The sequence below is a fragment of the Sphingobium sp. C100 genome (assembly GCF_000508185.1).
In the GTDB taxonomy this organism is placed as follows: domain Bacteria; phylum Pseudomonadota; class Alphaproteobacteria; order Sphingomonadales; family Sphingomonadaceae; genus Sphingobium.
The window spans coordinates 1-9,919 of sequence record NZ_AYOY01000032.1 but is presented as its reverse complement, the minus strand read 5'-3'; the positions used below and the strand labels follow the sequence as shown (position 1 = coordinate 9,919).

12 protein-coding genes are annotated in these 9,919 nt (G+C 66.0%); 6 read left to right on the top strand and 6 right to left on the bottom strand.

Annotated elements, in window-relative coordinates:
- Nucleotides 1-850, top strand: an 850-nt coding sequence (locus C100_RS28620; RefSeq protein WP_024018458.1) for a right-handed parallel beta-helix repeat-containing protein, incomplete at its 5' end; no start/stop codon positions are given.
- 38 nt (nt 851-888) lie between these two features.
- Nucleotides 889-1,083 (top strand): hypothetical protein, encoded by a 195-nt coding sequence (locus C100_RS28615; RefSeq protein ID WP_024018457.1) that lies wholly within the window; start codon nt 889-891, stop codon nt 1,081-1,083.
- Nucleotides 1,084-1,102: 19 nt separating this feature from the next.
- Here C100_RS28615 and C100_RS28610 read toward each other — a convergent pair whose 3' ends face one another.
- Nucleotides 1,103-1,456 (bottom strand): YbaN family protein, encoded by a 354-nt coding sequence (locus C100_RS28610; protein WP_024018456.1) that lies wholly within the window; start codon nt 1,454-1,456, stop codon nt 1,103-1,105.
- A gap of 246 nt (nt 1,457-1,702) precedes the next feature.
- On the opposite strand from C100_RS28610, the gene C100_RS28605 reads away from it, so the two are divergent.
- Nucleotides 1,703-2,113 (top strand): SMI1/KNR4 family protein, encoded by a 411-nt coding sequence (locus C100_RS28605; protein ID WP_031308692.1) that lies wholly within the window; start codon nt 1,703-1,705, stop codon nt 2,111-2,113.
- A 64-nt stretch (nt 2,114-2,177) separates the two neighbouring features.
- Here C100_RS28605 and C100_RS49415 read toward each other — a convergent pair whose 3' ends face one another.
- From C100_RS49415 to C100_RS28590, 4 genes are all read right to left on the bottom strand, one after another.
- Nucleotides 2,178-2,402, bottom strand: a complete 225-nt coding sequence (locus C100_RS49415; RefSeq protein WP_152536400.1) for a DUF7660 family protein — start codon at nt 2,400-2,402, stop codon at nt 2,178-2,180.
- Nucleotides 2,403-2,564: 162 nt separating this feature from the next.
- The gene (locus C100_RS28600) at nt 2,565-3,869 is read right to left on the bottom strand and encodes a sensor histidine kinase (protein ID WP_031308691.1); all 1,305 of its coding nucleotides are present in this window, start codon (nt 3,867-3,869) and stop codon (nt 2,565-2,567) included.
- Between the two features lie 165 nt (nt 3,870-4,034).
- Nucleotides 4,035-4,700, bottom strand: coding sequence for a response regulator transcription factor (locus C100_RS28595; RefSeq protein ID WP_024018453.1), 666 nt, complete (start codon nt 4,698-4,700; stop codon nt 4,035-4,037).
- Between the two features lie 58 nt (nt 4,701-4,758).
- Complete coding sequence (locus C100_RS28590; RefSeq protein ID WP_024018452.1) at nt 4,759-5,097, bottom strand: hypothetical protein; 339 nt, start codon at nt 5,095-5,097, stop codon at nt 4,759-4,761.
- A gap of 71 nt (nt 5,098-5,168) precedes the next feature.
- On the opposite strand from C100_RS28590, the gene C100_RS28585 reads away from it, so the two are divergent.
- Nucleotides 5,169-6,662: a DUF389 domain-containing protein gene (locus C100_RS28585; RefSeq protein ID WP_024018451.1), complete on the top strand. Its 1,494-nt coding sequence runs from the start codon at nt 5,169-5,171 to the stop codon at nt 6,660-6,662.
- Nucleotides 6,663-6,665: 3 nt separating this feature from the next.
- Here the strand turns inward: C100_RS28585 and C100_RS28580 are convergent, their stop codons facing one another.
- Nucleotides 6,666-7,397 carry an SIMPL domain-containing protein gene (locus C100_RS28580; protein ID WP_024018450.1) on the bottom strand — a complete coding sequence of 244 codons (732 nt, stop codon included), beginning with the start codon at nt 7,395-7,397 and terminating at the stop codon, nt 6,666-6,668.
- Nucleotides 7,398-7,539: 142 nt separating this feature from the next.
- Here C100_RS28580 and C100_RS28575 point away from each other — a divergent pair, with 142 nt between their 5' ends.
- Together C100_RS28575 and C100_RS0123985 are read left to right on the top strand one after the other, a co-directional pair.
- Nucleotides 7,540-9,333, top strand: a complete 1,794-nt coding sequence (locus C100_RS28575; protein WP_024018449.1) for an ABC-F family ATP-binding cassette domain-containing protein — start codon at nt 7,540-7,542, stop codon at nt 9,331-9,333.
- Between the two features lie 112 nt (nt 9,334-9,445).
- Nucleotides 9,446-9,919, top strand: a 474-nt coding sequence (locus C100_RS0123985; protein ID WP_037529658.1) for a VIT1/CCC1 transporter family protein, incomplete at its 3' end; no start/stop codon positions are given.

Genomic DNA, 9,919 nt, shown 5'->3' with positions numbered 1-9,919 from the left:
GGAGACGGGCCGCGCCTATGGCATGTTGGCCGATGCTCTGCGCGCGATCGGCGACGGGCGCGGCACGGTGGTGGTCGCGCCGGGCACCTATCGCCAATGCGCGGTGCAGCAGGGCGGGGACGTCACCATCCGCGCCGCCACCCCCGGCACCGCGATCTTCGACGGCGTGCCGTGTGAGGGCAAGGGCGCTCTGGTCCTGCGCGGCCGGTCCAGCGCGGTGGACGGCCTCGTCTTCCAGAATATCCGCGTGCCCGACGGCAATGGCGCGGGCATCCGCCTCGAAAGCGGCAATCTGACCGTCACCGACAGCCTGTTCCGCAATAGCGAGGAAGGCATTTTGACCGGCGACTATGCGGGCGGGCAGGTCCGCATCGACAAATCCACCTTCCGCAAGCTTGGCCGCTGCGATCGCGACCTTGATTGCGCGCATGGCGTCTATATCGGCCGCCTCGCCAGCCTGTCCGTCACCAACAGCCGTTTCGACCAGGGTGATGGCGGCCATTATCTGAAAACCCGCACGCCCCGCGTCACCATCACCGGCAACAGTTTCGACGACAGCGGCGGCCATCTCACCAACTATATGATCGACCTGTCCAACGGCGCGACCGGCACGATTTCGGGCAACGAAATGGTGCAGGGCAAGGACAAGGACAACTGGTCCGCCTTCATCACCGTGGCGCCGGAGGGGCGGGAGAATGACAGCGCGGGCCTGGTGATCGAAGGCAACAAGGCGGGCTTCGTGCCGGGGCTGGAACGTGGCTCCACCTTCGTCGCCAATTTCACCGATGATGCCGTGCGGATCGGCCGCAACATGCTCGCCCCCTCGATGAAGGTCAGCGACCGGCGCTGACTTGCGCGCGGCGCGCGGACGCGCGATAAGCCGCCGCCATGCGCACCACCTATGATGGCGCCACCGTGCGGCTCTACCATCTGGGCGACGACGGCGGCGTGACCACCCTGATCTACGGTCCCTTGAGCGAGGCGTTGCGCGTGGCGGACCAGCAGCCCGCCGAAATGCAGGAGGGCCTGTTCATCGCCACTGACAATGACGTCGTCGCCTATCTCGACCTGATCGAGCAATAGGCCATTCCAATCCGACCGTTCACGCCTCCGGCCGCGTCCAGATCCAGCCGCCGCCGATCAGTGCGGCGGCGACCGGGATCAGGAACCAGGGCCAGGGTGAAAAGAACAGCGCGAGCACCACGCTGAACGCAAAAGCGGCAAGCGCGGCCTTCTTCCCCCGCCGACTGATCGCCCCGCTGTCCCGCCAGCGCCGGATATGCGGCCCGAAATGCTGGTGATCCAGCAGCTTCGCCTCCAGCCGGGGGCTGGACCGGGCAAAGCAGAAGGCGGCCAGGATCATGAACGGCACCGTGGGCAATAGCGGCAGAAAAGCCCCGATCGCGCCCAGCCCGATCGAAAGAAAGCCGGCGATGAGATAGAGATGGCGCCGCATGGAATATCCCGTTCCGGCGTTGCCGCACGCTTCGCCGCTGCTATTGCTTCGCAGCGGCGAAGCGGGATGGCAAGGCGGATGTGGAGATGGGCTATGGCGTGAATTTCTCAGTCATAGGATTGCCCAGGCGCGATGGAGCCGGTTTTCCGAGGGAGGACGATAAGGGGTGGATTTGAGACCGTCAGCTTTTCGTTGCAGATGATAAGTAAACAGACAATCATACGCCGAGTTTGAGGAAGGCAAGGAATGCTCGAAGGGCGAAATTGGTTCGGGGTAGGTGGAGCGACATCAGCGGACTTGGCCCGCTTGCGCGCACTCGCCCCCGACAATCTTCCGGAGCAGTATCTTGATCTGCTCGCGTTCAGTAATGGTGGCGAAGGACCGTTGGCTATCAGCCCCTACAATTTCTGCTTGGACCCAGCGAAAATTGTAGCGGATGCAATTGACAGCGAAAATTGTGGTCAAGCCGACTTAAAGGGGTTCCTCATTTTCGGCGGTAACGGCGGCGGCGAGTATCTCGCCTTCGACACGCGCAGCGTTGCGCCGTGGTCGATCGTGGTGATCGACATGGTGGCAGGCGGTGACAGTGCTGAAGTTATCGCAGCTGATTTCGCCGCATTTTACGACCGGATCGGGGTAGAGGCGAAAACTACCTAAGCTTCTGAAACTGGTCGCTGGCGCTCGGTCGGCTGTCCCGTCCGAAAATGGACAGGCGGCTTCCCTATTCGTAAACCGATGCAGCCGCTAGAACGCCCGCAGCGTGCCGCCAAGGGTTTTCGTCCGCTGGTGTATCCCAATCTGTTGCCCAAGCAGCCATCGCGCTCAGAAACTCTCGTAAATCGACATTCTCCCAATCTGATTGCCGGGATGGATCGTCAAGTTCAGCTCGAAGCTGCGTTACGTATTGCGCGAACGAACTGTGATCATGCACTTCATCGTGTTCCATAGACGCGATGATGGCTCACTGATCCAATGTCCGCAATTAGGAAACGGAATTGCCGGTTTGATCGGCTGAGAATGGTCGATGCCAGCCTGTTCCGGCCGCTCAGGCGGAGGCGCGCAGCGGTGGGGGAGCGCGCTTTCAAGTCCATCCCCCATCCACGCCGTCTCACGCCCCCGGCAACCGCAACCGCACCAGCAGTCCGCCCAGATCCTCGCTTTCCTCCAGCGCTACCGTCCCGCGGTAAATCTCCGCCACGTCGCGCACGATGGCGAGGCCGAGGCCGGTGCCGGGCTTACCCGAATCGAGCCGCACGCCCCGGTCGAAGATGCGGACGCGATCGGCCTCCGGGATGCCCATGCCGTCATCCTCGATGGCGATCTCCACCATGCCCCCCGCGCGGCCGACCGTCGCGAATACGCTGCCGCCGCCATATTTGGCGGCATTCTCGATCAGGTTGCCCAGCATCTCGTCCAGATCCTGCCGCTCGACCCGGACCGCCGCGCTCTTGTCGCCATCCATGTCGACGCGGGTTTCGGGATAAAGGCGCTGCACCGCGCGCTCCACCGCCTCCAGGCTGGTCCACACCTCCGCCCGGCTCTGCGCCGCGCCGCGCCGGCCGACCGCGCGGGCGCGCGCCAGGTGATGGTCCACCTGCCGCCGCATCGTCGTCGCCTCGCGGATCACCGCATCGCCCAGGTCCGGCGCCTGCGCCGTCGCGGCGTTCATGATGACGGTCAGCGGCGTCTTGAGCGCATGGGCCAGGTTCCCGGCATGGGTGCGCGCTTCCTCCGCCTGCCGCTCATTATGGGCGAGCAGGGCGTTCAATTCCTCCACCATCGGCAACACTTCGGCGGGCATGGGCTCGGTCACGCGGCTTTTCTCGCCCCCGCGCATCCGCACGATCTCCAGCCGCACCTTGCGCAGCGGGCGCAGGCCGTAAATGGTCTGGAGCGTCGCCAGCACGAACAGGCCCAGCGCCAGCAGCGCGAAACTCTTGAACAGGGTGGAGCGCAGGGTCTTGATCTGCGCGTCGAGACCCGCGCGCGCCTGCGCCACCATGAACAGCCAGCGCGTGTCCGATCCGGGCAGCACGACCGTCCGTTCCATGACGCGCAGATCCTCGCCGGGAAACTGCTTGCTGTCATAGACATGCAATTGCCGGTCATGATGTTCGCCCGGCGCCTTGAGCGCCCGGTCCCACAGCGAACGGGATCGCCAATCCTCATGCCCCGTGGCGCTTATCTGGTAGTAAAGGCCGCTATTGGGTTCCAGGAATCGCTGGTCGGCCAGTTCGCGGTTGAACAGCACCTCGCCGTCCGGGCCGATTTCCGACGCCGCGATCATCGCCGTCAGCACATAATTCATGCCATCGTCGAAATTGCGCGTGATCGCGTCGGTCAACACCCGGTCCAGCGCCACCCCGCCGCCGACCAGCAGCACGCTGATCCACAGCGCGGCGATGCCCATCATCCGCCGGCTGATCGAGCCGGTGGAGCGGACGGGGGGAGGTCTTTGGGAAATATCCATGACCATTAACCGTTCGGTTCGAGCAGCTTCGAGCGAAGTCGACAAGCGCCCGTCGAAAATCCTTCCCGACCAGCCCTGACCGAACGGAGCGATGCGATTGTCACATCTTTACCGCCCCGGCTCGTCCAGGCTGTAGCCAAGGCCGCGGATGGTGGTGATGACATCGGCGCCCAGCTTCTTGCGGATGCGCGTCACGAACACCTCGATCGTGTTGGAATCGCGGTCGAAATCCTGGTCGTAAATATGTTCGATCAACTCGGTGCGGCTCACCACCTTGCCCTTGTGATGCAGCAGGTAGGACAGAAGCTTATATTCCTGCGCGGTCAGCTTCACCGGATCACCCTTCAGCGTCACCTTGCCCGACCGGGTGTCCAGCCGCACGTCGCCCGCGGTCAGCTCGCTCGACGCATTGCCCGACGCGCGGCGAATGAGCGCGCGCAGGCGGGCGATCAGTTCCTCGCTCTGGAACGGCTTGGCCAGATAATCGTCGGCGCCCGCGTCCAGGCCCGCGACCTTGTCCGACCAGCTGTCGCGCGCGGTCAGCACCAGCACGGGAAAGGCGCGCCCCTCCTTGCGCCAGCGGTCGAGGACGGTCAGCCCGTCGATCGTGGGCAGGCCCAGGTCCAGCACCACCGCGTCATAGCTTTCGGTCGACCCCAGGAAATGGCCGTCCTCGCCATCGGTGGCCAGGTCCACGGCATAGCCCGCTCCTTCCAGCGTGGTTCTGAGCTGATGGCCCAGGCTCGGTTCATCCTCGACGATCAGCAGGCGCATGGGGCTATATCCGTTTCTGTTTTGACTGGTCGAAATGCAACAGGTCGAAGCGCGCGGGTCAGCGCGCCATGCCGATAATATCGCCGGTCCGGCCGTCGGCATCAACCCACATGACCTTGCCGTCCTTCACATATTTCAGGCGATAGCGATTGGACGAGGGGTTGAACTCGCTGCCGACATAGGTCGCGCCGCCTACGGCGGCGTCGACGCGGCGCTTGATCATCGAAAAGGGCATGACCTGCCCGTCCAGCATGGCGCGGCGGGCGGCATCCTGCTCGTCACGGCGACCGCCCGCATCGGCGGCCGGGACCAACAGCACGGCGGCCGTCACGGCGCTCGTGCCGGCTATCAGGCTTTTCCACTTCATCGTCATGGGCATGGCATAGGCGCAAGGCATTGAACAGGTGGTGAATGATCGGCCGTTTGCGGGGTGGCAAGCGGCGCTGCGCTCGATTATGCCCTCTCGCCATGTCGATGCAAGAAGAGAGACCCGTCGCTGACCCCCCGTTGTGGCGGGCCGTGCCTCGCTGGTGGCGCAGCCATGTGATCCGCGAGATCGACCATCAGGCGGTGGTTGAACGGGTGCGGGAGGATGATGGCTGGAGCCCGCGCTACGCCTTCATGATCCTGATGTCGGCGGGCATCGCCGTGCTCGGCCTGCTGCTGTCATCGCCGGCCGTGGTGATCGGCGCGATGCTCATTTCGCCGCTGATGGGGCCGATCGTGGGGCTGGGCTTCGCGCTGGCGACGGTCGATTCGCGCGAGATACGGCGCACCATGTCCACGCTGGCGGCGGGCGCGCTGATCGCGGTGCTGTTCACCGCCTTCATCGTCCTGCTCTCGCCGCTTCAGACGGTGACGAGCGAAATCGCCGCGCGCACCCGGCCCAATCTCTTCGACCTCATGGTCGCGCTCTTTTCCGCGCTGGCGGGCGCCTATGCGATGATCCGGGGCAAGGCGGGCACGATCGTGGGCGTCGCCATCGCCACGGCGTTGATGCCGCCGCTGGCTACTGTCGGCTTCGGTGTCGCGACGCTCAACGCCACGGTGGCGGGCGGCGCCTTCCTCCTCTTCTTCACCAACTTCGTGACGATCGCGCTGGCGGCGGGCATCATGGCGCGGCTCTATGGCTTTGGCCGCGCCCTTTCACCCCGGCAAAGCTGGATGCAGACCGTGTTCATCGGCGCGATCTTCGTGGCGCTGGCGGTGCCGCTGGGCCTGTCGCTCAGCCAGATCGCCTGGGAATCCAACGCGGCGCGCGAAGCCCGCGACGTCATCCGCCGCGAATTTGCCGATGACGCGCGCATTTCCCAGCTCGACCTGGATTTCGACGCCAAGCCGCTGTCGGTGACGGCCAGCGTGCTCACCAGTCGCTACGAACGCAACGCGACCGCGCGCGCCAGCCGGATATTGAGCGACATGATGGGCCGGCCGGTGGCGCTGGACATCGAACAGATTCGCGTCGGCGAAGGCACGGACACCGAAAACGCCCAATTGCTCGCGGCCCAGACCGCCCGGCGCGAGGTGCAGGGCCAGGTGGATCGCCTGACCGACCGGCTGGCGCTGATCGCGGGGGTCGATCCCGACGCGGTGACGGTCGATACCGCGCGCAAGCGGGCGGTGGTGCGGGCGCGCCCGCTGCCCGAAACCGGCCTTGCCGCTTATCGGGTGCTGGAACAGCGCGCGTCGGCGATGGCGCCGGGCTGGACGATCGAGATCGAGCCGCCGGTGCTGCCGCTGCCCGAACTCGCGCTGGATGACGACGGCGCGCCGGCCAGTGCGGAGGCGCTGGATCTGGCGCTCTGGGCGGCCCAGCGCATCGGCCTGCCGATCGACCTCGCCGTGCGCGGCGACGAGCATGATCCGCTGGTCAAGCCCTTCGCCGATCGCGGCGTGGACGCGCGGCTGGTGCGTGGCGCCAGCACGGACCGTGCGGTCCTGCGCTGGCGCGTTGCGGATTAGGGCTTAGCGCTCCAGCGCATATTGCACGGTCAGCGTCACCGACGCGCTGACCTGCCCCGGCTCGACCGGCGTGGTGGGGGCGGCGTCCGCCTTGAACCGGGCGGTCGCCATCATCGGCATGGGCGGCTGGCCACCGCTGTTGCTCTCGCTGATCGACACCAGCCGCGCCGAACGATAGCCCGCCGCCTGCGCGTAGAAATCCGCCTGGCGCTGCGCGCTCTTGAGCGCGGTTCCGCGCGCCTGCATCAGCATCGGCGCGGGATCGTCGATCGAAAAGCTGGGACCGTTGATGTTCGTCGCCCCGGCCGCGACCATCGCGTCGAGCGAAGCGCCGACCGTCTTGATGTCGCGCAGCTTGACCGTCAGCTGGTTCGACGCCTCATAACCGATGAAGCGCGGCCCTTCGGGCTGGCCGTCGCGATTGCTATAGTCATATTGCGCGCTCAGGTTGATGCCGCTGGTCTGGATGTCCTTTTTCGCGATCCCCGCCTTGGCGAGCGCGGCGATCAGCTTTTCGGTCTTGGCGGCATTGTCCTGCATCGCCGCCTGCGCGGTCTGCGCGCGGGTCTGGACGCCGGTGCCGACGGTCGCGACATCGGGCGCGGCCTCCACGCTTTCGGTGACGTTGAGCGTTACGACCGGCGCGGTCTCCGCAATGGTGACGCTGGTCTGGGCAAGCGCCGCGACAGGCAGCGCGGCGGCGCCAAGCGCCATCAGGGCGAGGGCGGATTTCATGGATATGTCTCCTCTGGAAGCGATGCACCCGTCTTTGGCCCGGATGCGATGAATGGACGCTGTGCAGCGTTGAAAGCCGTCCGACAGCTTTGCGGTTCCCGCCCCCTTGCTCCGTGGCGGGATAGGCCCTAGCTGCACCGCCATGGCGGCTCCTATCCTCTCCTTTGAAAATCTCGGCCTGTCGCAGGGCACCCACTGGCTGTTCCGCGGCATCGATATCCATGTCGGGCAGCGCGACCGGCTGGCGCTGATCGGACGCAATGGCGCGGGCAAGACGACCTTGCTCAAACTGATCGGCGGCCAGATCGAACCGGATGAGGGCATCCGCTCGGTCCAGCCCGGCGCCCGCGTCATCACGCTGGAGCAGGATCCCGACGTCACGCCCTTCGCCACGCTGCATGATTTCGCGCTGGCCGGCGAATATGCGCCGCCCGCCCATGCGGTGGAGGCGATCGCCGACCAGCTCGGCATCGACCTCGGCCGCGAAGCCAGGACGGCGAGCGGGGGCGAGCGTCGTCGCGCCGCCATCGCCCGCGCGCTCGCCAGCGAACCGGACCTGCTGCTGCTGGACGAGCCGACCAACCATCTCGACATCGCGGCGATCGACTGGCTGGAAAACTGGCTGGCGCGCTATAATGGCGCCTTCATCGTCATCAGCCACGACCGCGCCTTCCTGACCCGCCTCACCCGCCAGACCTTCTGGCTCGACCGGGGCCAGATGCGCCGCAACGAAGTCGGTTTCGGCGGGTTCGAGCAATGGATGGAAGCGGTCTATGCCGAAGAGGCGCGCGCCGCCGAAAAGCTCGACGCCAAGCTCAAGATCGAGGCCCACTGGCTGGAACGCGGCGTCACCGCGCGGCGCAAGCGCAACCACGGCCGCCTCGCCAAGCTGTGGGAAATGCGCGAACAGCGCGCGTCGATGCAGGGGCCGCAGGGCACCGCCAAGCTCGCCGTCGCCAGCGACGACAGCAAGACCAAAAGCGTCATCAAGGCCGAGCATGTCGGCAAGTCCTTCGGTGCAGACGAAAACCGGCGCACCATCATTCATGATTTTTCCCTGCGCGTGCAGCGCGGCGATCGCATCGGCATCGTCGGCGGCAATGGCGCGGGCAAATCGACGCTGCTGAAGCTGCTGACCGGCGAACTGGCGCCCGACAGCGGCAGCGTCACGCTCGCCAAGACGCTCGACATGATCTTCATCGACCAGCAGCGCAGCCTGATGCAGGGCGACAAGAGCGTGCGCGACGTGCTGGCTGAAGGCGGCGACTGGATCGACGTGCGGGGCGTCCGCAAACATGTCCATGGCTATCTCAAGGATTTTTTGTTCGATCCCAGCCTTGCCGAGGCGAAGGTCGGCACCCTGTCGGGCGGCGAGCGCTCGCGGCTGTTGTTCGCGCGCGAATTCGCCCGCGAATCCAACCTCCTCGTGCTGGACGAGCCGACCAACGACCTCGACCTCGAAACGCTCGATCTGCTTCAGGAAGTGATCGCCGACTATGACGGCACGGTCCTGATCGTCAGCCACGACCGCGACTTTCTCGACCGCACCGTCACCGTGACCCTGGGCCTGGACGGCACGGGCACGGTCGATGTGATCGTCGGCGGCTATGCCGACTGGATCGCCAAGCGCGATCCGCGCCGCGCCGCGCGGGCGGAGAAGAAGGAAGCCGCCCCGCCACCGCCGCCCAGGCCCGTCTCCGCCAAACTCACCTACAAGGACCAGCGCGACCTGGACCTGCTGCCGGGGCGGATCGAGCAACTGGAAGCCGCCATCGCCCGCGATGAAGACGCACTGGCCGACCCGGCGCTCTACACCCGCGACCCGAATAAATTCGCCGCCCTGACCGCCGCCATCGAAAAGGCGCGGGCCGACAAGGACGCCGCCGAGGAGCGCTGGCTGGAACTGGCGGAAAAGGCGGAAGGGCTGGCCAACTGAACCTTTCCCCGACCGGTTCGGGCTGGTGGGGAACAGGCAAACGCAACGCTGCTCGACTTCGCCCGGACCGAACGGCTAAGTAACGGCCCGACGAAGCAGAGGGGGAACCCTGATGGATACGCAAACGGCACCGGCACAACCCCATCATGCGGTCCATTATATCAACCGCGTGGGCTGGCTGCGGGCTGCGGTGCTGGGCGCCAATGACGGAATCGTCTCCACCGCCAGCCTGATGACGGGCTTCGCCGCATCCGGCGCGGATTCGCAGACCATCCTGCTGTCGGGCGTCGCCGCGCTGGTTGCGGGCGCCATGTCGATGGCGGCGGGCGAATATGTGTCGGTCAGCGCCCAGTCGGACACGGAACGCGCGGACCTGGCCAAGGAAAATGCCGCGCTCGCCGCGCAGCCGCACGCCGAATGGCTGGAATTGCGCGACATTTATGTCGAACGCGGCCTGACGCCCGATCTGGCGGGACAGGTGGCGCAGCAACTCATGGCCGCCGATGCGCTGGGCGCTCATGCCCGCGACGAGCTGGGCATTTCGGAAATCGCGACGGCGCGGCCGGTGCAGGCCGCGCTGGCGTCC

Coding starts and splice junctions, on each gene's coding strand:
- C100_RS28615 (WP_024018457.1), top strand. CDS start 889: ATGCGCACCACCTATGATGGCGCCACCGTGCGGCTCTACCATCTGGGC.
- C100_RS28610 (WP_024018456.1), bottom strand. CDS start 1,456: ATGCGGCGCCATCTCTATCTCATCGCCGGCTTTCTTTCGATCGGGCTG.
- C100_RS28605 (WP_031308692.1), top strand. CDS start 1,703: ATGCTCGAAGGGCGAAATTGGTTCGGGGTAGGTGGAGCGACATCAGCG.
- C100_RS49415 (WP_152536400.1), bottom strand. CDS start 2,402: ATGGAACACGATGAAGTGCATGATCACAGTTCGTTCGCGCAATACGTA.
- C100_RS28600 (WP_031308691.1), bottom strand. CDS start 3,869: ATGATGGGCATCGCCGCGCTGTGGATCAGCGTGCTGCTGGTCGGCGGC.
- C100_RS28595 (WP_024018453.1), bottom strand. CDS start 4,700: ATGCGCCTGCTGATCGTCGAGGATGAACCGAGCCTGGGCCATCAGCTC.
- C100_RS28590 (WP_024018452.1), bottom strand. CDS start 5,097: ATGCCTTGCGCCTATGCCATGCCCATGACGATGAAGTGGAAAAGCCTG.
- C100_RS28585 (WP_024018451.1), top strand. CDS start 5,169: ATGTCGATGCAAGAAGAGAGACCCGTCGCTGACCCCCCGTTGTGGCGG.
- C100_RS28580 (WP_024018450.1), bottom strand. CDS start 7,397: ATGAAATCCGCCCTCGCCCTGATGGCGCTTGGCGCCGCCGCGCTGCCT.
- C100_RS28575 (WP_024018449.1), top strand. CDS start 7,540: ATGGCGGCTCCTATCCTCTCCTTTGAAAATCTCGGCCTGTCGCAGGGC.